General features: G+C 46.5%; 15 protein-coding genes. 8 read left to right on the top strand and 7 right to left on the bottom strand.

Translation table 11 applies throughout. From position 1 onward, the window contains the following. Nucleotides 1-176: 176 nt before the first annotated feature. The 3 genes from RIB93_RS24075 to psaD all read right to left on the bottom strand — a co-directional run bounded on the left by RIB93_RS24075 (nt 177) and on the right by psaD (nt 3,286). Nucleotides 177-563, bottom strand: coding sequence for a hypothetical protein (locus tag RIB93_RS24075; protein WP_446376393.1), 387 nt, complete (start codon nt 561-563; stop codon nt 177-179). 477 nt (nt 564-1,040) lie between these two features. After that, entirely contained in the window at nt 1,041-2,564 is a 1,524-nt protein-coding gene (trpE, locus tag RIB93_RS24070; protein WP_446376391.1) for an anthranilate synthase component I, read from the bottom strand. Nucleotides 2,565-2,785: 221 nt separating this feature from the next. Further along, nucleotides 2,786-3,286 carry a photosystem I reaction center subunit II gene (psaD, locus tag RIB93_RS24065; protein WP_446376389.1) on the bottom strand — a complete coding sequence of 167 codons (501 nt, stop codon included), beginning with the start codon at nt 3,284-3,286 and terminating at the stop codon, nt 2,786-2,788. A gap of 358 nt (nt 3,287-3,644) precedes the next feature. Here psaD and cobO point away from each other — a divergent pair, with 358 nt between their 5' ends. Beyond that, nucleotides 3,645-4,325, top strand: a complete 681-nt coding sequence (gene cobO, locus RIB93_RS24060) for a cob(I)yrinic acid a,c-diamide adenosyltransferase (protein WP_446376387.1) — start codon at nt 3,645-3,647, stop codon at nt 4,323-4,325. Nucleotides 4,326-4,899: 574 nt separating this feature from the next. Here cobO and RIB93_RS24055 read toward each other — a convergent pair. After that, nucleotides 4,900-5,739 carry a prephenate/arogenate dehydrogenase gene (locus RIB93_RS24055; RefSeq protein ID WP_446376385.1) on the bottom strand — a complete coding sequence of 280 codons (840 nt, stop codon included), beginning with the start codon at nt 5,737-5,739 and terminating at the stop codon, nt 4,900-4,902. Nucleotides 5,740-6,024: 285 nt separating this feature from the next. Here RIB93_RS24055 and RIB93_RS24050 point away from each other — a divergent pair, with 285 nt between their 5' ends. The 3 genes from RIB93_RS24050 (at nt 6,025) to RIB93_RS24040 (ending at nt 11,529) form a co-directional block, all read left to right on the top strand. Continuing rightward, the gene (locus tag RIB93_RS24050) at nt 6,025-7,461 is read left to right on the top strand and encodes a pentapeptide repeat-containing protein (protein WP_446376383.1); all 1,437 of its coding nucleotides are present in this window, start codon (nt 6,025-6,027) and stop codon (nt 7,459-7,461) included. A gap of 70 nt (nt 7,462-7,531) precedes the next feature. Further along, a complete protein-coding gene (locus RIB93_RS24045; RefSeq protein ID WP_446376381.1) occupies nt 7,532-10,663 on the top strand; it encodes a TIR domain-containing protein in 3,132 nt (1,043 codons plus the stop codon). 110 nt (nt 10,664-10,773) lie between these two features. After that, entirely contained in the window at nt 10,774-11,529 is a 756-nt protein-coding gene (locus RIB93_RS24040; RefSeq protein WP_446376379.1) for a DUF928 domain-containing protein, read from the top strand. Here RIB93_RS24040 and RIB93_RS24035 read toward each other — a convergent pair. The 3 genes from RIB93_RS24035 to RIB93_RS24025 are packed head-to-tail and all read right to left on the bottom strand — an operon-like array spanning nt 11,490 to nt 20,682. Continuing rightward, complete coding sequence (locus RIB93_RS24035; protein ID WP_446376377.1) at nt 11,490-14,399, bottom strand: CHAT domain-containing protein; 2,910 nt, start codon at nt 14,397-14,399, stop codon at nt 11,490-11,492. The two genes, RIB93_RS24040 and RIB93_RS24035, sit on opposite strands and share 40 nt — an antisense overlap. Beyond that, the gene (locus RIB93_RS24030) at nt 14,351-16,480 is read right to left on the bottom strand and encodes a ShlB/FhaC/HecB family hemolysin secretion/activation protein (protein WP_446376375.1); all 2,130 of its coding nucleotides are present in this window, start codon (nt 16,478-16,480) and stop codon (nt 14,351-14,353) included. Before RIB93_RS24030 ends, RIB93_RS24035 begins: the two co-directional genes overlap by 49 nt. Continuing rightward, a complete protein-coding gene (locus RIB93_RS24025; RefSeq protein ID WP_446376373.1) occupies nt 16,453-20,682 on the bottom strand; it encodes a two-partner secretion domain-containing protein in 4,230 nt (1,409 codons plus the stop codon). The genes RIB93_RS24030 and RIB93_RS24025 overlap by 28 nt, the downstream gene beginning before the upstream one ends. A 298-nt stretch (nt 20,683-20,980) precedes the next feature. Here RIB93_RS24025 and glmM point away from each other — a divergent pair, with 298 nt between their 5' ends. From glmM to hpsN, 4 genes are all read left to right on the top strand, one after another. Further along, complete coding sequence (glmM, locus tag RIB93_RS24020) at nt 20,981-22,444, top strand: phosphoglucosamine mutase (RefSeq protein WP_446376401.1); 1,464 nt, start codon at nt 20,981-20,983, stop codon at nt 22,442-22,444. 166 nt (nt 22,445-22,610) lie between these two features. Continuing rightward, complete coding sequence (gene hpsL, locus RIB93_RS24015; protein WP_446376371.1) at nt 22,611-24,299, top strand: hormogonium polysaccharide biosynthesis protein HpsL; 1,689 nt, start codon at nt 22,611-22,613, stop codon at nt 24,297-24,299. After that, a complete protein-coding gene (locus tag RIB93_RS24010; protein WP_446376369.1) occupies nt 24,277-24,453 on the top strand; it encodes a hypothetical protein in 177 nt (58 codons plus the stop codon). Before hpsL ends, RIB93_RS24010 begins: the two co-directional genes overlap by 23 nt. Nucleotides 24,454-24,493: 40 nt before the next feature. Continuing rightward, nucleotides 24,494-25,486, top strand: coding sequence for a hormogonium polysaccharide biosynthesis glycosyltransferase HpsN (gene hpsN, locus RIB93_RS24005; RefSeq protein ID WP_446376367.1), 993 nt, complete (start codon nt 24,494-24,496; stop codon nt 25,484-25,486). Nucleotides 25,487-25,634: the final 148 nt, after the last annotated feature.

The following is a 25,634-nucleotide window of genomic DNA, read 5'->3' as shown; positions in this document are numbered from 1 at the left end:
GAGCTGGGGAAGCTGGGAAAGCTGGGGGAGCTGGGGGAGCAAGGGTACATTTTACCTGAGCAAGGTGATGCCATACTTATGAAGGATGCTACCCCATTTCCTTGCACTTTATCCACTGTCAATATGGCTCAAAGCATTGATAACTAAGGGTTTCGGCTTTGTGCAGCAAGCCCCAATTATTGGCTATCTTTTGAGGAATAGTCAGAACAATTGGCAGCTTCTTCCGTTAATACCGTACATGGATTGACAGCACATTTCAGATAGGGATCATTTTTAAAATATTTACAATTTAAACAAGGAACCTGATGTAATCCTTTGATGGGCTTTAATCGATTCCGGAATGATTTTAATACATTTGACCGTAATAAAATTAAGACCACCCAAGCCATTACCATAAAGCTTAGGGGCATCAGCAATAAGCCTCCGTTTTCCTCAAAAGATGAAGAATTTCCTTTTGGTGAATTTGTCGAAAATGGATAGTGTGATGGTTGTTCTGTATTAATAGTTTGCCGGGAGCTTAAATTTTGACTCAAATAAAAATCATCAGCTTGTTTATTCTGCATGTCATCCACCTCAAATGATTTTTTCATCTACATGACAAGTACACTGCTCTTTATTCCACATTTTTTGGCAATTAACCGGATATAAAAATTTTCATGAAAATTTCCAATAGTCAGAATTGATCAGGCAATATGCTTGTTCAATCAAATCGGCAAGACCCCTAATTCCGCTTCTAGCTAAGTCTAGTACAGTTATAACTCAAAAATTAATCTTAAAATTCTCTCTCAAGTGGTATTATCTAGTTCTCTCTAAGGTTGTAGGCTCTAGACCTTCTTGACGAGAGTTAACGACTAGTATAAGCCAATTTACCCTCGGAAAGTAACCTCTGGGGAAACTTTGTTTTCTTTAGCAATGGCATTGACAAGCGACAAATCCGCTACAGACGCAATTGCCCAGCCGGATATAATATAAAGTTTCTAAGACAATACATATCCCCCCAACCGATATATCCCCAGGCTTAGCAGCGGTTTCCATTGGTGTTAACCTAAACAACGAATAGCTTCTAATAAGCCTTTGGCTTTATTCAGGGTTTCTTCGTATTCTTTTTCTGGGTTAGAATCAGCCACTAAACCAGCACCCGCTTGCACCGATACTGTATGTGTACCAGAGGGATGGGGACGAACGATCATAGTGCGAATCGCGATCGCGCTATTCAGTTGCCCTTCAAAATCATACCAGCCATAAACCCCAGAATAAGCACCCCGCCGTTCCGGTTCCAATTCGTGGATGATTTCCATCGCCCGAATTTTCGGCGCACCACTGACGGTTCCGGCGGGAAAGCAGGCTTTGAGTAACTCCCACGCTGTTTTAGTGTCAGCCAGTTCTCCTACCACATTACTAACAATATGCATGACATGGGAATAGCGCTCGATAACCATTAACTCATCAACGGTTACAGTTCCACTGGTACAAACCCGCCCTAAGTCATTACGTCCCAGATCCACCAACATAACGTGTTCGGCAACTTCTTTGGGATCGCGCAATAAATCTTGTGCCAACGCTTCATCTTCCTGGAGTGTTTCACCTCGGCGACGAGTTCCGGCGATGGGACGCAGGGTGGCTTGTAATTTTTCCGTGGGTAATCGGCTAGCTTTAACCATGACTTCCGGACTTGACCCAATTAACTGCCAATCGCCAAAATTAAAATACGCCATATAGGGAGAGGGATTAATCAGACGCAGGGAACGGTATAAAGCAAAGGGATCTCCTTGGTAGTCAGCCACAAGCCTTTGGGAGAGAACCACTTGGAATATATCACCAGCGCGGATATAGTCTTTGGCTTTTTGAACATTGGCACAAAACTGTTCCTTTTGGGTGTTGCTGGTATAGTTTAACTGCTGTGTCGCGGTTCCTGGCGGCGTCCATTCCAAAACCGTATCTTTACCGGATAAAGGAAGTTGCAGCTTGTGGACTAATGTCTTGACGCGATCGCAGGCTTGCTGATAAGCAGATTCCAAGTCTCCATTCGCCTCCCGTAAATCCGCGTAGGCGATCGCCCATATTTTCCGCTTCACCTGATCAAAAATAATCAGGTTATCCACTTGCATCCATAATCCATCTGGCAAATCCTGATCCGATGGGGAATAAACCGGAACTCGCGGTTCAATCCAGCGAATCAACTCATACCCCCAAAATCCAAATAACCCACCAATTCCGGGTGGTAATTGGGGCAATTTCACCGGATGATAAGGACTAAGGCAATCCGTTAACGCCTCAAAAGGATTCCCCTCAAACTCCGTTACCGTACCATTCCGGTGCATCTGTGTCGTGCGATCGCCCCGTGCAACCAACACCCATAACGGATCACAGCCCAACAAACTGTAGCGTCCCACATTTTCTCCCCCTTCCACCGATTCCAGGAGAAAACTATAGGGTTGACCCGCACAGACTTTATACCAAGCCGACACCGGAGTTTCTAAATCTGCCACCCACTCTTGGTAAACAGGTACAAAATTACCCTGTTGAGACAGGGTGCAAAATTGAGAAAACTCAGGTAATATCATAGGCTTCTACTGGATAGGGGAGAGAATGTAGAGACGTAGCATGCTACGTCTCTACATTCCCCAATTACAAAATTGAAGGTTGACCAGTTCACCGAGATGAACCACCAACCTTCAAACAAATTAACAGACTTGCAACCGATTAACCAGTGCAGCGCCCGTCAGTAACCCGTTAACAAGCAGTCCTGAATGAGCATTCAGTTGCCTAATACAGATCAGCAAGACTAGACCTCGTAAGTCGCCTTTCCGCTGAACTTGAGGGTAACAGGTTCGGGATTCTTACCGATTTTGCGGTCAATCTTACCGACGAAGGGACGCCCTTCGTTGACTTTCTCTGGGAAGACTCCATCTGCAGGGTGCAGATACTGGATTTCACCACTGGGATAAATCCGGTAGATCTTGTAGTCTTCAATCTTGGGTTTATATTGCGTCCGCAACTGGGTTCCCAACGCCAGACACTGCTCTTTGCGAGCCAGATACAGCAGATTTTCCCCTTCATTCATGATTGCTGCACCACCCGTGGGCATTTCAAAGACTTGCTTTTTAGAGCTAGTCCAAGTGATCGCATATTTTTCTTCCACTTGGGCTTTCGTCAGCAAGCCACCGGTGCTACCGCCAAAGAGGGGAGGTTTGCCAGATAGAGTGGGTTGTCCTGCTGCAGCGGGAGCCTCAGGAGCCTGTTCCTGTTCGTGTTCCTGTTCTTGCATGTTTTCTTCTTCTGCCATAACTGTCTCTCTCAATCGTGTATAAGATATAGGGCATGTGAACTACCTACATCCAATCAATTAACGATTACCATGTAGGCTTCGCGTCTCATTCGCCGATACCGCCACACCAAAAAGATGCTTTGGTTTTACTCAGCGTCTCTGGTTAGGAAACTAACCTTTATCTCCTCAATCGGAGAACCCGCGCAGTCGCCCTGGTTCCCAAGGCAAAAAAAAGGCTATTCAGCGTGTTTTCAGGTTTTATGTTGCTGAAGTAGTTAAGAAATTTTATCATTCCGTTCCGCCTTATTTTGTCACTTTGTCAAGAACTGTTACAGTTAGTAATGAATTCTTTGTCATAAGTCTTGAGTAATTGGCGATGAAAACCAGTTCCCACAGGGAATCCAGCGAATTTGAGCAATCTGAGAACGTTTCTGGGTTAACCTCAGAGCAGTACCGCCAGAAAATGCAGCGACGCAAGCAGGTTCAGGAACAACGTCTGGCGCAAGCGTCAAGGGAGAAAGGGTTAATTATTGTAAACACGGGGAATGGCAAGGGGAAGACGACAGCCGCTCTCGGAATGGTTTTGCGATCGCTCGGTCATGGGTATCGAGTGGCAATTATCCAGTTCATCAAGGGAGCCTGGGAACCCGCAGAGAAGGCGGCGTTTGCGCCTTGGACAGTCGCCGCCAATGGGGAGACACCTCAGTTGGAATTTCATGCGATGGGTGAGGGGTTTACCTGGGAAACCCAAGATCGGGAACGGGATATCAGTAAAGCCGAAGCCGCCTGGGAAAAGGCGTTGGAGTTTATCCGCAATCCAGAGTTTCGCTTGGTGCTATTGGATGAAGTGAATGTGGCGTTGAAACTGGGATATTTAAGCGTTGAGCAGGTATTAGCAGGGTTAGCAGAAAAGCCCGCCATGTCTCACGTTATTTTAACCGGACGAGGCGCACCGAAACCATTAATTGAACAGGCAGATTTAGTCACAGAAATGACACTGGTGAAGCATCCGCTGCGGGAGCAAAATGTTAAAGCGCAACCGGGAATAGAATTTTAATGGATTGCCTTACGCTCGGTTTAATGGTAACAATCTCGTCCCCAATTGTAGGGTGCGTTAGCGAAGCGTTAGGGAGGGGTAAAATCCAGGAATGGGTAGCGAGCAAGATGCTCAATGCAGTGAGCAAGATGCTCAATGCAGTGAGCAAGATGCTCACACTACAACAAGGATTTCGTCATTATTGACATTAAGGTTTAAATGTCAAACAGCTTATTACCCGTTCCCTGTTCCCTTTAAAAAAATTTAGATATCCCATCTAAATGCAGCAACAGCTTACCAAGAAATAGTATTAACATTTCAATTGAATCGGGTCGCCCTTTACTCAAAGATAATGAAAACCTAATTAGGGCGGAGGGCGGGTTTTGTTGTTCAGTGATTGGTGACAAGTTGTGTTAGTTCCTAAACCCGCCCCTACAGATCTCCCCATTTTGATCCGGTTGTTGGGGTACATAAGATAATGCTCAAGCTCTCATTTCTGCTGCTCCGGCTTCTCTATCCATTGCCGTATTGACCCCACTCTGATTGTTCACGGCATCTTGTGAGGAAAAAAGTGGGGAGGTTTTGAGTTTAGGGATTAGGAGAAAAATTGCGATCGCGCGGCTTGAGTGTCTTTCAGGTGCTGTTCTAAGCCGTGCCAGTCGCTTTGCTCAACCCGTTCAATCAATTCATCAAGATGGTGGCGATAAGATAGGAGCGATCGCAATAAAAACTCCCGATTATAACGCGCCATCATTACCCCTAACTCTGGATTTCCGCCACCCACTCGACTGGTATCCCGAAACCCAGAACTGGCGAATTGCTGGACTAACTCTAAGACAATTGGATCAGTTTCATCGACACAAGCATTAATCAGACTCGCACTCACCATCACAGGTAGGTGAGAAATCCAAGCCACGGCGCGATCATGATCCTGAGGACTACAGAAATAAACCCGATCTGTGAGCGATCGCACTACCTGCTCAACCTGTTTCACCGCAGCGGCTGGTGTCGTATCCACAGGCGTCAACACATAAGGGCGATCGGTAAATAACCCGGATACCGCCGCCTCAATCCCATTCGATTCTCGACCCGCCATCGGATGTCCACCGACAAAATTATGCCACAGAGGTGTCACCGCTTCCACCACCGCCGTTTTCACCGAACCCACATCCGTGATAATCGCGTCAGGGGATAGATGGGGAATTAACGCCTGAAGCGTTGGCGCGATCGCGGAAATTGGCGTACAAATAAAAATAATATCAGACATTGCCAAAAGGTTCATTTTGACACTCGCGTCATCCACGACACCGAGTTCAATGGCTCTGTTGCAGGTATGATCTTGTCGAGACACGCCCAAGACAGAATGACCCAATTGTCTCAAATCCAGTCCCAGAGAACCCCCAATCAGACCCAACCCAACAATCCCAATCTTCATGATCCCATGCCATCCACGTTAAGCTAATCAAATCTTATGAAATTCAGTTTTAGGCAAAGCTGGAATGGGAGAGTCTTCGTACCCTTCCCAATTATCATCGTTTGACTCTAGCGCTACCCTTGACCAGTGGAAGAGGATAAGCACCATAAGGGAGAATGACTGTAATTTATCCCACTCAACTCTACCTTGACACTCTACTGGGAAACTTGATCCGATAACAATACCACTGGATAGCGCTTGACTTGAACACGTATCCTCTGGCAGTTCAATTAAGGGATAGCATTAATGAATGTGACGGCAATTCTCAAAAAATATGCGGCTGGCGTGAAAAACTTTTCCGGTGCAAACCTTGCCGAAGCCAATCTGAGTGGGATTAATCTCAGTGGTGCCGATTTAAGTGAAGCCAACTTAAGTGTAGCCAACCTCAGTGGTGCTTATTTAATTGGAACCAATTTGAGTCGGGCGCGACTCAATGTAGCCAGACTAAGTGGTGCAAATCTTACCAAAGCCAACTTAACCAAAGCCAATCTCAACGTTGCCAATTTGATTCGAGCCGACTTGGGGGGAGCGCAACTGACGCAGGCGGCGATGATTCGGGCGGAACTAATTCGTGCCAAGTTAAGTGGCGCTACCCTGACAGAAGCCAACCTCAGTGGGGCAGATCTGCGAGAAGCCGCCCTCAGAGACGCCAAACTGCAACGGGCTAATCTGAGCGAAGCCAACCTACGTGGAGCGTTTGTCACCGGGGCAAATCTGGAAGGTGCCAATTTAAACGCCGCCGATTTGAGCCGTAGTGATCTGAGTAATAGCAATTTTCGACAGGCTGAATTCAAGCAAGCCAATCTCAGTTGCGCCAATTTAGCCGGTGCGGATCTCAGTGGTGCGAACTTGCGCTGGACTGACTTGAGTGGTGCTAATCTGAGTTGGGCAAATCTGAGTGAGGCGAAATTAAGTGGTGCGAATTTAACCGGGGCGGATTTGACTCATGCCAATTTGCTTAATACCAGTTTAGTCCATGCTGATCTGACCCAAGCGCGATTAATTCATGCCGATTGGATTGGGGCGGATTTAACTGGGGCGACGCTCACGGGGGCAAAATTGCATGGCGTGTCTCGTGTCGGTTTGAAAACCCAAGGTATTGTCTGCGAGTGGGTTGATTTGAGTCCGGAGGGCGATCACAGCCGGGTGGTGAACATTTCCAGCGAAGAAATCTCACACAAGTTTTTTAATGAAACCCTACCCACCGTCACGATTCTGATTGATGCTCCTTTAGATATAGCCGCGAATTTAGCCTTAGTCCGTGTTTATCATCAACTAGCGCAGACTTTCCCGGTTCTCAATACAGCACCCAATGTGAACGTAGGTGTGCGAAAAACTTCTTTGACCTTTAGTGCCAGTAATTCTGAATTATTGATTATTGCTTACTTAGGCATTGTTCCGTTTAACGATGCAACAATTACCCAGCAAAATATTATCACATTGCTCAATAAGCTAGAAGATAGTGTTCGGGAAAAGTGGGGATTTACAACGTCCCAATCCATTCAAGAGTTCCGGCAAACCCTTAACCAAGGGATTGACCAGTCAAAAATGGCAGTGGATTTTAGGAAGTCGAGTCCTTTCTTCCAAGCTCCCACTCAAACCATCATCACCAACTCTCACAATCAAACCTGGACAGCTTACTACCATCCCGCCTTTGGCAAGCCGTTGATGCAATCTCAATAGGCAGGGGCGTAGTGGACTGACACAGCTAAAATGGTGACATAGATTTTACGATTAATTGGACGCACGAAAGATGAATGATTTTCAAGATGCGTTTATTTCCTACGGGCGAGCAGATAGTAAAATCTTTGCCACCCAACTTTATACTCGACTCCTAGAACGAGGCTTAAAGGTTTGGTTTGACCAAAATGATATTCCTCTAGGTGTGGATTATCAGAAGCAGATTGATGATGGATTAGAGAAGTCAGACAATTTTATCTTCATCATTGCGCCCCATTCAGTTAATTCGCCCTACTGCGGTTTAGAAATTGAATTAGCATTACGCCGTAATAAACGGATTATTCCTCTGTTGCATGTGGAGCAAATTAGCCAAGAAACCTGGCAACAACGCAATCCGGGACGTCCGTTGAGTGAGTGGGAAGAGTATCAAGCAAAAGGCAAGCACTCCAGCTTTCCGAATATGCATCCGGTAATCAGCAAAATTAACTGGGTGTATATGCGTGAGGGGATTGATGACTTCGAGCAGTCTTTTGCCGGATTGTTAGAGATATTTGCACGCGATCGCGACTATGTACATCAGCATACGTACTTATTAGCTAAAGCCTTGGAATGGGAGCGTCATCAAAAACAGTCTCGCTATTTGCTGGTTGGAGAAGAACGGCAAAAAGCCGAAACTTGGCTCAAATTTAGGTTTGAAGATAAACAACCGCCTTGTGAACCAACTGATCTCCATTGCGAGTTCATTTGTGAAAGTACCAAGAACGCCGAAAACCTGATGACTCAGGTCTTTCTCTCCTTTGCGGACGAGGATCGAGCGTTCATGGATCAGGTTGCCAAAAGTGTCATGCGAGAGGGGATGACAGTCTGGAGAAACAAAACTGATATTAAAAGTGGGGCTGAGTATGGTGAGGTGATTAACGGGGGAATTGAACAAGCCGATAATCTGGTGTTTCTGATGTCAAGAGCTTCCCTGAAATCTGAATACTGCGAGAAAGAATTGTCTTATGCTAGGTCGTTGAATAAACGCATCATTCCACTATTGATTGAAGCGGTTGACCTAGAGATGATTGTTCCCGAACTGCGTACCATCCAGTTTATCAAATGCCCCAAAGACCAAGACGAGTCGAACTATCAGGCTGATATGGCGAAGCTGATTCGGAGCTTGCGAGAGGATGCCACCTATTATGAACAGCATAAGCTAGTGCTGGCAAAGGCTCTGAAGTGGGAGGAGCAGAAGCGCAATCCGAGTATTTTGCTGCGAGGTTTTGATTTGCGCCTGACAGAGGCTTGGTTGAAGGGGGCAAATGCGCGATCGCAACACCCACCGACAGCTTTACAGGAAGAATTCATTGCTGAAAGTCTCAAACAACCGCCAGAAACAGGCTTAGATGTTTTTATCTCCTACTCTCGTACCGATTCAGACTTTGCCCGCAAACTCAACAATGCACTGCAAATTCAGAATAAAACGACTTGGTTTGACCAGGAGAGTATTGCGTCAGGTGAAGACTTTGAGCAGGAAATTTTCAAGGGAATTGAGAGATCCAATAATTTTCTGTTCATTATTTCTCCCAGTTCGGTTAATTCGCCTTACTGCGATCGCGAGGTGGAATACGCTAAGACGCTGAATAAGCGGATTGTCACAGTTTTGTACCAAAAAGTTGCCTCGAAACAACTACATCCGGTACTGGCAAGCGTACAGTGGATTGATTTTAATAATCACGGTGGCGACTTTTTTACCAATTTTGGCGAGCTAACTCGTACCCTTGATGCTGATCCAGAGTATATCCGTAATCATACGCGCCTCCTGCTCAAGGCAATGGAATGGGAACGGGAAGGACAGGATGATAGCTTTTTACTGCGGGGTAAAGATTTGAAAGCAGGTGAGGAGTGGTTAGCGCAGTCAGTTAATAAAGAACCCCCACCAACAGAGCTTCAGGTTCAGTATTTAAAAGCCAGTCAAGAATTACCCAAACGGAAAGTTAAACCGCGTACTGTGCTAATCACCAGTGTAGTTGTCACCGCGTTAGTTTTCACGGCTCGTTGGTTGGGATTGATGCAGGGGTTAGAACTGGCAGCTTATGATCATTTGTTGAGGTTGCGTCCTAGTAATGAAGCCCCGGATGATCGATTTCTGATTGTGGGTGTAGATGAAGACAGTATTAACTGGCTCCAGGACAATTATGAACCTTCATGGGGAACCCTTCCCGATCAAGCACTGGATGATTTACTGAAAATCTTGAACCAGCATCAAGCCCGATTAATTGGCTTAGATTTCATTCGGGATTATGCCGCCCAACCCGATGTGGCGGCTAATCTGAAGCAGACTCAAAACTTGATCGCGATTTGCAAAAGCAGTGGCGAGGATCGGGGTGAAGCAGTCAGAGGAGTCAGCCCGCCACCGGAGATGCCGATTGAGCGTGTCGGGTTCGCTGATTTAGTCCTGGAAGGCGGTAATACCGCACGCCGCCAACTCCTGATGCAGCCACCTGACCCAGACTTTTGTAATACATTGGATGCGTTTAGCTTGGTCATGGCACGTCAATACCTGAAGGCTGAAGGAAAGTCCTATACTTCTCCACTGAATCAGGAACAAACAGCTATTGACGGAGATATGCAGTTCAACAAGACTGTCATTGGGCGATTAGCTGGAAAAGGGAGTGGCTATCAAAATACAGACCAGCTTGTGGGATACCAGACATTGATTAACTTTCGCGCTCCCAATGGCGATGCCCGCAACTTTGCAGAGGTTGTCAGCCTCAAAGATATCCTGGAAAACCGAATTCCGGCTGAAACCATTCGCGATCGCATTGTGTTGATTGGCTATACTGCGAATACTCTGACCGAAGCTGACATCCGTAACACTCCATACGGTGAAATGCCAGGAGTTATTCTACAAGGTCAGATGACCAGTCAACTTATCAGTACGGTATTGGAGGATCGTCCCCTGATTTGGTGGTGGACAAGTTGGGGCACAAGTCTCTGGATCTTAGGTTGGTCTTTGGTTGGTGGTGTCATTGTTTGGCGCTTAAATCAGGCATCTCACCTAGTAACGGCTTCCATTACAGCGCTTATCCTGCTTTCTGTCACTGGTTATGGGATGCTGGCGTACCGTAGTGGCTGGATTCCCTTGGTTCCTCCTGCGATCGCTCTCGTGATCACTGGTGTCGGTGTCGGATACTTTACGTATCGGTTGCGACACCCTTAATAAACAAGGATTTCGTCATTATTTACATTAAGGTTTAAATGCGTTTTAGCTGACCCAATTTGCTTCTGCAACTGCCATGATCTTTATTGTGGATTAAGATAAACCCAATCATGACTTTTACACGGTTGCCGTTCTCTCACAAACTACTTACAGGTACGCTCGTTGCCTTATTGTCGAGTGTGATAGTGTTGACATTCATTTCCCAAGACGCTCAAGCCCAAGGGTTTGACAAACCTCCGGGTAGCACCAAATCCGGTGGAGTCCGTGGAGAATGTTTTGCCGCCGATCGGGAACGACCTTTAATGGCTTTAGTTGATAGCCGTGAACCAGTTCTCACAACTCAAACCCATCCCACCTTCCTCTTTTACCTACCCTATAGTTCCCGGACTCAAGAGGGTCAGAATTATGGTGTTACCACTGCCGAATTTGAGTTGCTTGATGAACAGGAAAACTCGGTATTAAAACAGCAAAAAATAGTTGTTTCCTTACCCGAAAACCCAGGAATTGTCAAGCTTGCCCTACCTCCTACTGAAACCGAATTGGAGCCTGACAAGGAATATTTTTGGATTTTGCGGATTATTTGTGATTCAAACGATAACACGGCAAATCCAAGTGTTGCAGGCTGGATTAAACGGGTAAGAGGGGATTCTAACCCAAACTTATGGTTTGATCGTGTAGAACAACTTGCTGAGTCTCCCAACAATTATTTAGATCAATGGAGGCAACTTCTAGAACAGTTTGAGCTTAAGGAGTTGGCTCAGACTCCAATTGTTGAGTTGGAACCTGAAGCCTCTGGGACAAGGAGACAAGAAGACAACGGCTGTGATTATAACCAACTGCCGACTAGAACATACGGTGCCCAATAGCGGGGATGGAAGTAATTTTGGCTATTTAACAATGCTAGCTGTGCTTGGCGAAGTGCTTCAGCTCGAGTGATACCAGGTTGACCTAAATGTTGATAAAGTGTTTCCGTAAACGTGGGACTAGGCTTATCGGCTAGACTCCACAATCCCGCGATCGCACTCCTGGCACCCGCTCGTACTGCTGTACCTGCAATCCCCAAGACGGCGCGATCATTCCCGGTTGCTGTGCGACAGGCACTTAGCACCAGCAAATCAACCGCCCTGGTGCCTCGGAGAGTGCTGAACATCTCATTGAGTTGATTGAGTTTGATCTGACTATCTGCTGTCAAGATATAGGTATCGTTTGGATCAGCACCAAATTGACCGTGTGTGGCGAGATGTACAACTTGGAAATTCTCCTGATTTAAGGTTTGGTTGAAGTTCGTTTGAGTAAATTCCTGATCTCGAATGAAGCGAACCGATACTCCAGTTTTCTTAATTTTATCCAGTTCAGGGTTAACTTTAGGTAGTTTAGCATACTGTTCAAATCCTGTGGGTGGATCGGTTAAACCGGCTGCCAATACCTTCATCTTGGCATGGTTTAGGGGAGTCGGATCACGTACTTCTAATCCTAAAACCAGTACAACTGAATAATTCTCGACTAAGAATTTCTCACCATCATAAAGTGCGGACATGGGAATCGTTCGCAGCGATTCATCGAGGATGAAGATGAGGGTTTTAATTTCACTGGATTCTAGGCGATCGCCAAAGGGTTTAATTAACCAGTCATATACTTTTTTTCCACTCTCCCTGACGGCTCTGAATTTATACTCATCGTGCAAGTTATCCTGGAATTCATCTAACGTTTCTTCAATCTTGTTCCGAGATTCTCTTACGGGAGTATATTGGTACAATTTTTCTTGCTCTGGCAGTTTGAGAATAATTTCTAGGCGATCCTCAAGGATAATTGGGTAAATGACGGCAGCTTTTTGATCTTCTCGCTTCACCACGTTATCCAGTTCTAATTTGGCATCTTCACAAGCTTGGTGGAAATAGTTTTGTAATTCTGCTACCTGCAAAGCATCTAAAACTTCACGGGCTTGTTTGAGTTTTTCTTGCTGGGAATCTGTTGATTTGTCCGGGTTTTGCTTAAATAATTCCGGTTTTTCTCGGGTTGATGCTGTTTCCATCGCCGCAGATTGTAGCAGCAAATCCACGAGTTCACGATAGACGGGTTTGACACGTTCCCGGAAGGAAAACCGTATGTCGGGATTGGTGGCAACTAAGTCACCTCGTACAGATTTTAGGGCTTCGTAGGCTTGAGTATAAGCCGCGATCGCCTCCTCAGTTTTGCCCTGTTCTCTAAAGATACGTCCCAGTTGCCATGCGACTTGATAGGAAATCTCTGAGGCGTTAATGGATTGGGATAAATTTAGTGCCTGTCGGGTTAAGTTTTGCGCGGTGGATAATTGCTGAGTATGCTGATAAAGTTGTCCCTGTTCCTCTAAAACAAGAGCTTGCGATCGCACATCTTGGAGATGTTCAGCTTCTTGACGAGCCGTAACCAGAATTTGGTTAATTTCCTGGGCATTCGGAGTCGTGACTGTTCCATTTTCTTGATTTATTTTCCTCAGTTTACCTAAACTAATCGCCAGATTGACTTGGGCGTAAATTTTTGAGCGTCCTGGTGGTAAATTGGCAATCTGTTGCTGGATCTGAGGGTAAAACGTTTGGGCTTTCTGCCATTGTTGGAGTTCTACCAGTAAGCGCAAATAGTTGAGTTGGGCTTGGGTTTGAATAGCTGGGATGGGTGCAGCGATCGCCTTTTGATAAAAGTCTAAAGCTTCCTTTATTTCCAGCGCAATTTCTTGACACTTTACTGGATCATCTTGGCTCTGTTCACGAAGTACCTGACTCTGCGCCCACGCCACATTACCCAAACTCAAATGAGCTGAGGCAATCGCTGCTGGTGATTGCAGTGTTTGGGCAAGTTGTAGACTTTCCTGCAATACTTCTTTTGCACCAACACAGTCTGATTTGGACTCCGCAGTACAGGTTAATCTGCCAATCCCCCGTAGAGCCTCACCCAAACTTCGCAGGTTCTCGGCTTGGGCAAGAGAAGGGGCGTTGGGTTGTTGAGAATTGAGGGTGTTTTGTAAATCTTCTAAAAGTAAACGTGCCTGACGGTACAATCCCAATGCTTGTAATGCCTGTGCCTGATTAATCTGACTACGAGTAGCGCGGTTATATTTCTGTAACTGAGTGTAGAGGTGGGTTGCCTGTTCCCAGGAATCAACAGCTTGGGCAGCTTTTCCCTCAGCGAGTTGGAGATTTCCTTGTACATCTAAGGCTTGCGCCCAAATTACCGATCGCTCTGGCGTCTCTTTGGGACTTTCTTTAAGCAATGTAAAGGCTTGGGCGATCGCTTGATTTGCCCCCTCCCACATTCCAAGCTGTTGATAACTGAGGGCAAGATTGCTGAGAACGACGGCTTTCCCGATGGTATCTCCTTTATGCTGATCAGCTTGGAGCGCTTGTTCTAATAACTGAGAGGCTTCAGCATATCGTTCAGAGTCGTAGAGGATTTTTGCTTGTTGTTCCAGACTGGCTGGGGTTTGATTCCCCTGAGAACGGCTTAAAAAGAGAGGAATTTCTGGGTTGAATTGGGATGAGGGAGTTGGGGGGGTTTGGGTTGTGCTACTGTGGGGCATTAAGCCTGTCGCGATCGCGGGTAATCCGACGATACAAAACCATGCCGATAAGCTGACGATGAAAAGATACTTAACTGAACCCTTAAATAATTTGCCAGTCCGACTCAACCCTCTCCACCTTATTATCCAAACCTTTAAAAAGGTGTGTAAATAATCGAGAAATAAACGCCGTTTTCTTGCCATGTGTCACCTCTGTCTTCAATTGAAACCAACGGAATACCAAAATCTAAACGAGCGGTGAAATTATCTCCCATCTGCCACAGCACACCCAATCCCGTACTCACCAATGTATCGGGAATACCGGGAACTTCTGGTGCGTCACCGTTGTTCCAGGCTGTACCTACATCGATAAATGGTACGACTTGCAGCAATCCTTGAACTTCGGAAACGCGGAGAATGGGCAGACGCACTTCTGCTGATGCCAAAATTCCATTATCTTTGAGTAAATAGTCTTGTCGATAACCTCGCACCGTTTGTTGTCCACCGATGCCAAACTGTTCTAATCCCAGGAGCCGACTGTCGGCAAGTTGCATATCAGTTCTCAGCAGCAGCAGTGTATCCCGTGCGAGTAGACGCGCCCATTGTCCTTGTCCTCGCCAAGCAAAAAAGCGACTGTCCGGTTCACCATTATCGTTAATTGTGGCATCCAAAACATCCAATCCCAGGCTAAACTGCGATCGAAAGGCGAGAACTTCCTGGCTGCTGCGTTGCGTCCACTCTTGAATAAACCGCAGTGCTGAGACACGGGTGCGCCCCTCTTGATCCGCACCAGGGGCGAGGGGAAAAGGACCAATGAGGGGAAAAGGACCAATATTGTCAAGACCCAGGAACGTCTGGCTGCGTTGGTGGGAGAAGGTGAGTCCCAGGGCAAATTCTTGAGTGGGATTTCGGATAACGGGATGGCGGAATGACAGTTCGTAGTAGCGGTATTTGGAGGAAATATCCAGGTCATCGAAGGGAGGCTCGATCACGTTACTATCAGTGATCCCCAAGGCAAAGGTTAGTTTACTGTCCTTAGCACTAACCGGAAGCGTATACCTTAAGTCTCCACCATTACTACCATCGGTGTTCGTATAACCCAAGCTGAGGGCATCGCCAAAACCCAGTAGGTTGGCTTCGTTGACAGCAATTCGACGACGGATACTACCGACAACAGGCGATCGCAAATTATCTGAGATCAGGTTAGAGTCAAAGCTGTCAGCTTCTGTGACTTCAACTTGCAGGATATTGGTACCGGGGCGCGTACCTGCCTGCAAATCAGCGGATAAGGTGTCAATTACTGGGTCAAGTTGCAGCAGTTGCAATTTCTCCAGTAAGCTATTCACATTTAGGGGTTGAGTCTGGGCGAGTGCCAGCCTACTGCTGATATAACTGGGTTTTAACCGTCGGGTTCCGGTGATGTTAATGCGCTCCAAACTCCCTTCGACTAGCTTGATGGTGACAATAGCTGAGTCTGGGTTAGAGATTTTTTGTTCAGGAATGATAGCTCCAGAGGTAGTGTAGCCCTGCTCAACATAGAGTTGGGTGAGTTCTGAGCGGGCTTGGAGAAGTTGGGCAAAGGACATCCGCCGACCGATATAATCGTTGAGGGTTTCTGCCAATTCTGCATCACTGAAGACGGTATTGCCTTCAAACTGAAAGCGCTCAACGATAAGTGTAGTGGGAGCTTCCTCTGGGGTAGAGTCTGGGGGTGGTATGTCTTGAGTGGGGGGTGAGAGGAGTTGCTCATCGGGGGGTAGTGTGGGTAAAGGTTGCGGTTCCGGTAGAGGTTCTAAGGATGGCGGTTGCTGCTCCCGTGGTACTTGAGTAATGGATATCGGAGTTATCAGTTCTGCTGCATCCTTGCCTAGGTTTATGCTCCACTCCTTTTCCTGATCAGCATACGGGTAAACTGTTGGAGTGATTTGCCTTGCTATCCTACTCTCCCCTTCTTTTTCCATGAGGGTGGTGTCTTTTGGCTGGGGTAAAGTGGCATTCTCTTTATTTTTACTTGCTTCAAATTCCTGAGCGTGGAGTGGCTTGGGAGTCAAAGTGAAGCCGACTAGGATTAAACTAAACCAGCAGGACTTGTAGAGGTACGCCAAAACCCCTAATAATTCAGTCAATGTCTCTATTTTTAAGGGAGATTTAGCGGGAGTTGAATCTGATGGGGAAGAGAAAAAAACAGGGTCTAGTCGATCGAGTTGTAGCACTGTAACGGTGGAATAATAAGAACAGCAGTTGTAGCAAGCATTCGCTAACGGCGATCGCTGACTGGTGAACAAAACTTAGTAGACAGTCCGGACTGACTCGGGTTGGTTTGAGATGATTGAGCGGTGAGAATTAGTTCACCCTTGGCATTGATAAACATACCTTGAGCTTCGACTAGGGCGTCAGTGGAATCAGCAGCAAGAGGCTGATTGGGAATGTCGGTGCGGTTGACATTGCCCAAATCACGAGTCACCCACTCTGGCGAAAGAGTTCCAGGGGTTTGCAGATCATCTGGTTTAGGCGGAAGTCCACCGCGTCCCGTAACCACAAATTCACTTTGACGGTTGGCGGTTGTTCCACCTGTTGCTCCACAGCCTGTAGCAATTTGATTGCTGGGATCAACCACATCTATAGGTAGTTCACCAAGTCCTTGACTGGGGTCAACGTTGAGGGATTGAATGGTAACAGTTCCCTGGATACCAAATTGGGAGCTAACGCTAATGTCGCTAGTGCGATTTTGCCGTAAGGTGTCGAAGGTTTGTCCGTTCTGCTGCTGGAGACCCAAGACCCGATTAGCAGTAATGTTAATCTCTCCACCGTTGCCCGTAAAGGCATTAGCAATAATATCGCTATTTTCCCACGGTACGGCAATGACAAAGGCAGCGTTAATAGTGATATTGCCGCCATTTCCTGGGGCTTGAGTTGTCCCGGCGGTGGTAGAAATTAGGCTGTTGTGGCGTAGCAATAATATATCGTCCAAGTTTAGAGTGATATCTCCAGCTTGGCTTTTTTGGGCTTCTGACCGAATAATTGCCCCATTCATTTCCAGTCTCCGGGCGTTGATGTTGATACTACCCCCATCTCCTGTTGCTTGGTTAGAAGCGGAGGCTGACAACCCTCCCTGATCATTCCCATCACTTGTTAAGGTAACTGAGTTCGGGGCAGAGACTGTGACGTTGCCACCCGTTCCACTCCCAGAGGTTGAAGCAGAGATTTGAGCCTCTTGTGCAAAAATCACTTGTAAGTCGTTGCCGTTATAGGGATTTAGCGTCAGATTTCCAGCAGTACCAGTTCCCTCAGTTTCGGCAAACAAACCACTATTTTCACCAGAAAGGTTGAGAGTGTTAGCACTGACAGTAATATCGCCACCTTTGCCAGCATTTTCTTGTGTTGATGTGGTGGTTGTGGAAACTCTGGCTCTACCATCTCTACCGTTGATATTCAAGGTTGGGGTGGTGATTTTGACGCTGCCAGCATCTCCAAAGCCACTGGTTTCTGCGGATATCTGTCCATTGCTGGTTAAGGTAACTGAATTGGGGGCAGTGATATTAATATCACCGCCATTTCCTGTAATGTTTTCTTGAACCCTAGCACTTAGTTGATAACCGTCGATAGTAACAGAACCACCCATAACTGCTATGTCACCCCCTGTCTTTTGATTTTCTGAATTAGTTCGGGCTTCAGTTAAAATCATAGCTTGGTGTTCACTGTCTGTAATAAGTTCAACGGAACCCCTGTTACCTGCATCTATTGTTACGTTTCCAGTTCTTCCCATAATAGTTTGTTGGTTTTGCCCTCCTTTTTTCTGTGTAGACGGCGAAGAATTGTTTGAGAATTGTGCAGTAACATCTATGGATGTATTGACTAATCTAATTTTTGGTATTTCCAGGTCATCTTCAGTAGTTATGATTATGACATCTCCCCCTTTTCCATTACTGCTTAAAGCGTCAATAGAGCTATTTTCAAGAATGACTGTCCTGGCTTCAAGGTGAATGTTTCCCCCATTTCCCGAATTCCCCTCAAAAGACAAAGAGGAAGAGTTAATAGAATCGGTATCGAGGTTGCCACCAGCTTCAAGGTTAATTTCGCCCCCGTTCCCCGAATTTCCTTCAAAAGAAAAAGATTCAGAGGAAGAGCTAATAGAATCGGTATCGAGGTTGCCACCAGCTTCAAGGTTAATTTCGCCCCCGTTCCCCGAATTTCCTTCAAAAGAAAAAGAGGAAGAGCTAATATGATCGGCATCGAGGTTGTCACCGGCTTCAAGGTTAATTGCGCCCCCGTTCCCAAAATTTCCAGAAAAAGATTCAGAGGAAGAGCTAATAGAATTAGCATTGAGGTTGTCACCGGCTTTAAGGTTAATTGCGCCCCCGTTTCCCGAATTCCCATTAAAAGATTCAGAGGAAGAGTTAATAGAATCGGCGGTGATGTCACCGCCGTTAGCAGTTAGAGAAATTGCTCCCCCATCTCCACCAAAATTATTGCTAGTATTAAGGTCGCTAGCGCTAATATTGCCATTTGTAGCCTCAAGTGTTATTGAGCCACTCTTTCCAGCAACAGGAGTAATAACACGTTCATTATTAGTATTCGTATTTAGCTGAAATATCAGTTGTGTCCCAGTTGCTCTTCCCCAAGGTGCAGGCTCATTCGCTTTCAATAATCTGCCGTCATCTAATTCAAAATTGTCAGTGACTGTCAAAGTCCATTTACCATTGGGATTCTCGTTATTGAAAATTGCCAAACTTTGCTGGGGTTTGAATGAACCTATAAAAGGAGCTGTGCCGTCTTTAATCCTCGTTGTTGCCTCATCATCTAGTAGAGTGTCCTGGAAATTGTCGCCACTATCCCCAACTTCCGAAAATAAGTTTAATGGTGTTCCCCCTGGTGATTTGAGGGAAACATCAAGGTCAGCGTCCCAGGTATGTGCTGCCGAAAACCTTACATTCAGGTCACTTATCGTCGATGCACTTAAATCCTCTGAGACGGTAAAGGAAAAAGTAGCTGTACCCTCAGTTCCAGTTGCGGGAATCGGTCCTCCTGAATCGACATCTACTACTACTTCTCGCATGGATTGATTATCTTGAACAGAAACAGAGAACGTCTTGATATTACCCAGTGTCAAACTTGCTCCTGAAATTGCAATGTCTCGTCCGTTGGTGTAGATGGTATCTTGCTCCTGCATCAAGAAAGAACCCACCCCATTCTCATCTGCATCTGCTGTAAAGGTAATACTTCCTGTCCCAGTCTTAAAAGCTAAAGCATTGTTAGCCAAGCTGTCAACAGTAATATCGTTCGTTGCCTGCAAGATAACATTAGTATCGCCTGATAACTCTTCTAGTTTAGTTTGAGAAATTGTGAAGGATGAAGCACTCCCATCTCCTTGCAAAATTTGATGATCGTCTAATTGACTATCATCTGCTGATCCATTACCATTCACTATCGTGATATTCTCCGGATCAAGCAGTAACGTTCCAGGATTTCCCTGACTCGCACTCGTATCAACATTGCCTCGAAAAATCAGGTTTTCCTTTCCTGATACTTCGACAAACCCACCATTCCCTGCCTCAATTCCCCCACGGGCGCTAATATTGCCATAAAACCCCGTCACCTCATCCGCCCAGATGATGACACTACCCCCATCACCTGTCACTAGCGCATCCGCCTCAATCTGAACACCCGCATCAACAAAAGTTCTAGCCGCATTGGGAACAGTACCATTCCCCTGCAATCCTCCGCCAATCAATACCGTACCGCCCCCCGTCTGGGAGGAAACATTAATTTGGGCATTGTCGAATAAGCCAATGCGATCGCCTAACATCATCACTGTACCCCCAGGTGCGCTGAGGGAACCTGTGCTAGTGACATCACTACCCTGTAACGCTAAGGTTTGCCCAGAACCGACTTCTAATTTCCCTGCATTAGTAATCGCCCCCGATTGTGCGCCATACTGCACCCCCACCGGAACACTCATCGTCAGCAGCGGCGGCGCTTGGGGATGACTCGCCCCAAACTCCATCCCATCGGGAAAGACAAAGCGATCGCCTGTACTCGCCACAAACGAACCCTGAATATCTAACCGAGCATTTTGCCCAAAGAGAATACCATTGGGATTGAGGAGAAATAAATTCGCCGCCCCCTCTACCCCCAATGTCCCCAAGATATTAGAAATATTAGACCCCGTGACGCGGCTAAAAATATTCTCTATCCCGGCTGGATCAGCAAAATAAACCCGCTGTCCGTTATTCACATTGAACTCAGAAAAGCTGTGGAATAAACTGCTTCCCCGTACAGCCCCCCCATCAATGCGATCGCCCAGACTTCCACCAACATTTACATTCGGAGTCACTTGAGAACTTTCATTACCCAACGTCGAATCCGGAACAATCTGGGCGAAAGCCGGAAGACTCAAACAAGCTATTCCTAGAGAAAAAACTCCGACTACTCCTCTAGCTAGCTGAAAACCGACTCTTTTGGTCTGATTACTCCAGATCTTATTCACGGTAGTCTCCCTAAGATTGATTTTATGGTGTAGCCGAAAACGCCGGAAGCCCCACAATTTCGGAGAAAGGCAGCGCTGGGTCATTGCTCGGTCATTGGGATGGGGATAAATTTTGATTGTATGGTTAAATCGGGCGCATATCTGTGCGCTCCCACTAATCTATCAAATTAACGTAAGTAGGGGTTTGGTTCCCAAACCCCAGAGGTTTGGTTCCCAAACCCCTAACCCCGATGGGGTAACAACCCGAGAAGAAAGTGTTATCCTCCACAGTATTGTGTTGTGTGAGGAAATTCAAGTTATGGTTACATCTCCTGTCCGCCGTCAGGACATCCATCGGTTTACCCCCAGACATCTATACAAATCTGCAACTCATGGAACGCTAACGGATTTATCGTTAACCCTGCCAAAGACTCCCTTGTTTGGTACGGATGGCATTCGGGGACGAGTAGGAGAACTGCTTACGGCTGAATTAGCGCTACAAATTGGGTTTTGGGCAGGTCAGGTCTTGCATTCGCAAGCCTCAGCATTGGGTCCAGTGATTGTTGGACAGGACTCGCGAAACTCCAGCGATATGTTGGCATCGGCGCTGAGTAAAGGCTTAAACTTAGCGGGATTGGAGGTTTGGAATATCGGGTTATGTCCAACGCCTGGAGTTGCTTATCTTACCCGTTTCTCAGAAGCGATGGGTGGGGTGATGATTTCAGCCAGTCATAATCCCCCAGAAGACAATGGGATTAAGTTTTTTAGCGCTCAAGGGACAAAACTGCCAGGGGAATTGCAGCAACAGATTGAGGCAGGTATCCGAGGTATAGTGGATAAGGCTGTAGTTGCTCATACCCAAGGTCAGCATTATCACCGACCCGAATTAGTGGGACGTTATCTGGACTCCTTACGGCGTCCCCTGCACTCTGTAACCCATTTACAGGGGATGAAAATCGTCCTCGATTTAGCTTGGGGGGCTTCGGTGAGGTTAGCTGAACAAGTCTTTTCTGAGTTGGGAGCAACAGTTATCTGTTTGCATAATCAACCTGATGGCGATCGCATTAATGTTAATTGTGGCTCAACTCATTTAACCTCCCTCCAGAACGCGGTACGAGAACAGTCGGCTGATATGGGGTTTGCCTTTGATGGTGACGCGGATCGGGTCATGGCAGTTGATCGTGAAGGTCGAATCATTGATGGTGATTATATTCTCTATTTCTGGGGACAAACATTACGACAAGCGAATCAACTCCCCGATGATTTAATTGTTGCCACGGTTATGGCAAACTTGGGCTTTGAACGGGCATGGAAAGCCACTGGCGGTAAACTGGTGCGAACGTCTGTCGGTGATCAATATGTGCAAGCGGCAATGGATCGCAGTGGTGCTATGCTTGGTGGTGAACAGTCGGGACATATTCTTTGTTACCATTACGGCTTGACTGGGGATGGTATGTTAACGGCTTTGCATTTAGCCTCATTGGTACGTCAGTCGGGGGTTTCATTGAAAACCTTAGTAGATCAAAGCTTCCAGACCTATCCCCAACTGTTGCACAATGTACGTGTTGAAAACCGCGATCGCCGTTTACATTGGCAAGACTGTCAACCTCTGATGGATGCCATTTCCCAAGCTCAAACCCTGATGGCAGATCAAGGGCGAGTGTTAGTCCGGGCATCGGGAACCGAACCCGTCATCCGAGTGATGGTAGAAGCCATTGAAGCGCAAATGGCAACTCACTGGACAGCCAAACTGGTTTCTGTTGTGGAAAAACATTTAAGTTAGAAGGCACCCCATCTTCCCCATCTCCCTCATCTCCCTAATCTCCCCCTACATAAGAAATGGGGTTTGGAGACCAAACCCCTACAACTCCCATCTTCCCCATCTCCCCTACACCTTCACTGGTGGATGTGCCACAATCGAAAGAAACGGGCAGCCTGACAGCTTTGCCATGGTGAAATCGAAATCAAAATCAAAAAAATCGAAAACTTCAAAAAAAGGAAAAAAACAATCAAAGCAGTCTGAAGCCCCTCTCCTGAGTTTAAAGGAGCAGTTAGCCCAAAAGCGTAAAGCGCAAAAGCAGCGCCAAGAACTGATTCAATGGCTGTTCATGACGCTATTGCCGGGGATATTCCTAGGCGCGATCGCGAGTGTGGTTGCTGAACCGAAGATGGGTGTGATCGCCGGAGCAATCATACCTTGTTTTGGTCTGTCCTACAAATATCCCCGCAAGGCACTATGGCTATTTCTCATTTATATGCCCTTTAGCGGCACGGTTGTTTATATGCTTGGAGGTAGTGCCCTACTCCAATTAGCCAAAGATGGATTATATATTCCTGCCCTAATTGGCTTATATCAACAGTGCCGACGCGAAAAGAAACCCTTCTTTGTTCCCCAAAGCCTGATGCCAACACTGAGTATTTGCTTGGTGTTATCTCTGTTAACATTATTCTTTGTCAACGGTTTAGAGTTGACAGGCAAAGAGTCAGGACAACCCTTTCTTCAGGGGATTTTGGGCTTGAAAATTTTCCTGGGATATGCTCCCTTGATTTTTTGCGCTCAACATTTGCTCAAAAGTAAAAAGGAGTTGCTATTTTGTAGCCGCTTACATCTAGGTTTGGCAGTTATTTGCTGTCTCCTAGGGCTGTGGCAGTACATGATGCTTAAGCAGGGTATCTGTCAAGGTACGGATCATCTCTCCGGCGTTGAGTTATTTAAAGCGAGTTTAGAGGCTCGCTGTTATATTGGTGGGGCGTTGCTTTACAGTCCATCACAAAATATGATTCGCTTGCCAGGAACCTTTGTGTCTCCTTGGCACTGGGGTTGGTTTCTGATAGGCAATAGTGCGTTAACCTTTGCCGCCGCCTTTAGCGATTCGTCTTTCTTGTGGCGAATTGGAGGTTTGGTGGGAATGGCACTGGTTTTTGTCAATGCGGTCATTTGCGGTCAGCGAATTGCCCTAGCTTTGGTTCCGGCTATTACGATACTTTTGTTGATCCTGACAGGTCAGATCGCGAATTTAAAGCGGTTTATTCCAATTGGCGTGGGACTCGCCTTGCTGCTAGGAATTGGCTTAGCCACAAACCCAGAACTGGTTCAGGAACGGATTGACAGTTTTAAGGGGCGTGCTGAGGCTTCACCACCACAAGCGTTTATTCAAGAGCAATTTGAATGGGCGACTTATAACACCAAGGGATGGCTCGGAAACGGTTTAGGACGAGCCACGAATTCTACTCGCACCTTTGGGGATATTTCACTGGTTGAAACCTATTATCCAAAACTTATCTTTGAAATGGGTACGATCGGTACCCTAGGGTTTTTGGCGTTTGTGACGCACTTGACATTTACTACATTTAAAGCCAAACAGTCAGTTCGTGACAAAAATTTACGTAGTTTTGGCTCTAGTTATTGGGTTTTTGTTTTGATTATCAGTTATAACACCTATTGGTATCCTTTGGATACAGACCCCGTAGCAGTCTACTACTGGTTCTTTGCTGGGGTAATCCTAGCTTTACCAGCAATAGACCGACAGGAACTGAGAAAACAGAAACTTATCCAACAAGAGGATGAACCTGACGTACAAAAGAACGGTAAAAAAAAGGGTTCTAAACCACGAATTGCTACCCCATCAGCCTCCTAGTGTATCAGGGGAAGCAGGGGAAGCAGGGGAAGCAGGGGAAGCAGGGGGAGCAGGGGGAGCAGGGGGAGCAGGGGAAGCAGGGGAAGCAGGGGAAGCAGGGGGAGCAGGGGGAGCAGGGGAAGCAGGGGAAGCAGGGGAAGAGGATTACCAATGAACAATCAACAATCAACAATTACCCTTTCAAAAAAACAGCCGTGAATGAGCCTTTAATTTCAGTCATTATTCCCACTTACCAACGCGAAGAACCCTTGCGAGATACCTTAGAAGATGTACTCAAGCAAGAGTATGCCGATGTTGAGATTTTAGTGGTTGATCAAACTCGAAAGCACAAACCTGAAATCGAAACTTATTTACAACAACTGGCGAATGACCAGAAAATTAAATGGTTTCGGGTGAACTGGGCGAGTCTACCGGGGGCGCGAAATTATGCCGTGCGACGGGCGACGGGTGAAATTCTTGTGTTTATTGATGATGATGTGAAAATGCCTGCTGGGTACTTAGACGCCCACGCCCGTAACTATGAACGTCAAGAGGTTGGGGCGGTTGCGGGGCGCGTATTTGACCGAATGAAGCTAGCCGATTCTCAGAAAAAACATCAAGGAGACTATGAAATCGAGGATTTACCTCCTCAAGCGATGGACCCCGGAATTGCCTGGTATCACATTGACTTAGTGCATACGATTAAACCGCAGTGGGTGATTTCCGCTAGAGGCTGTAATATGTCCTACCGTCGGGAGATTTTTACTAAGCATGGGATATGGTTTGATGAACGATTTCGCGGGAGTGCGGTGCGGGAAGAGTCGGATTTTTGTCTGCGATTGCGGCAAACGGGGTATCAGATTTGGTATGATCCCGATGCCTCTTTGGTGCATTTAGGCGAAGAGACGGGTGGTTGTCACGATATTAGTACGCGATCGCTAAAATACCAAGTCACGTTTTACCACAATCATTTCCTGATGGCGCTGAAAAACCTTACCCCCAGTCAGCAGCTACGCTTATTTGCCAAGCTTTTTGATTGTCACGTTCTCGGAAATCCCCCCTGTAACAAGAGTGGTTCCCCAATTAAAATTGTCACTCGTGCAGGGTTCTACACTATCGGATTTATGGACGCCCTGAAAACTCAAATCAAATCCAGTTGGGATCAAGGGCAAATTTATACCGAGTTGGATGAAAAAGTTGAGGGTTGATTGGGGACGTTTTGACCCTTCGCAACCCTGGAGGGAGCCCGGTTTGTAGGGGCGGGTTTAGGGATTCTCTTGTAGTGATTGATAGTAACCTTGGTACAAAACCCGCCCTGACTCACTGTTGAGTTAATTCCTTATCTCCCCCATCTCC

This window comes from Coleofasciculus sp. D1-CHI-01 (assembly GCF_040218875.1).
Lineage (GTDB): Bacteria > Cyanobacteriota > Cyanobacteriia > Cyanobacteriales > Coleofasciculaceae > Coleofasciculus.
The sequence above is the reverse complement of the archived record's forward strand: the minus strand, read 5'-3'. Positions and strand labels throughout refer to the sequence as shown.

What these genes read in the sequence shown, in the direction of transcription:
- RIB93_RS24075 (WP_446376393.1), bottom strand. Translation starts at nt 563, where the DNA reads ATGCAGAATAAACAAGCTGATGATTTTTATTTGAGTCAAAATTTAAGC.
- glmM (WP_446376401.1), top strand. Translation starts at nt 20,981, where the DNA reads ATGGTTACATCTCCTGTCCGCCGTCAGGACATCCATCGGTTTACCCCC.
- RIB93_RS24055 (WP_446376385.1), bottom strand. Translation starts at nt 5,739, where the DNA reads ATGAAGATTGGGATTGTTGGGTTGGGTCTGATTGGGGGTTCTCTGGGA.
- hpsL (WP_446376371.1), top strand. Translation starts at nt 22,611, where the DNA reads ATGGTGAAATCGAAATCAAAATCAAAAAAATCGAAAACTTCAAAAAAA.
- psaD (WP_446376389.1), bottom strand. Translation starts at nt 3,286, where the DNA reads ATGGCAGAAGAAGAAAACATGCAAGAACAGGAACACGAACAGGAACAG.
- trpE (WP_446376391.1), bottom strand. Translation starts at nt 2,564, where the DNA reads ATGATATTACCTGAGTTTTCTCAATTTTGCACCCTGTCTCAACAGGGT.
- cobO (WP_446376387.1), top strand. Translation starts at nt 3,645, where the DNA reads ATGAAAACCAGTTCCCACAGGGAATCCAGCGAATTTGAGCAATCTGAG.
- RIB93_RS24040 (WP_446376379.1), top strand. Translation starts at nt 10,774, where the DNA reads ATGACTTTTACACGGTTGCCGTTCTCTCACAAACTACTTACAGGTACG.
- RIB93_RS24035 (WP_446376377.1), bottom strand. Translation starts at nt 14,399, where the DNA reads ATGGCAAGAAAACGGCGTTTATTTCTCGATTATTTACACACCTTTTTA.
- RIB93_RS24045 (WP_446376381.1), top strand. Translation starts at nt 7,532, where the DNA reads ATGAATGATTTTCAAGATGCGTTTATTTCCTACGGGCGAGCAGATAGT.
- RIB93_RS24050 (WP_446376383.1), top strand. Translation starts at nt 6,025, where the DNA reads ATGAATGTGACGGCAATTCTCAAAAAATATGCGGCTGGCGTGAAAAAC.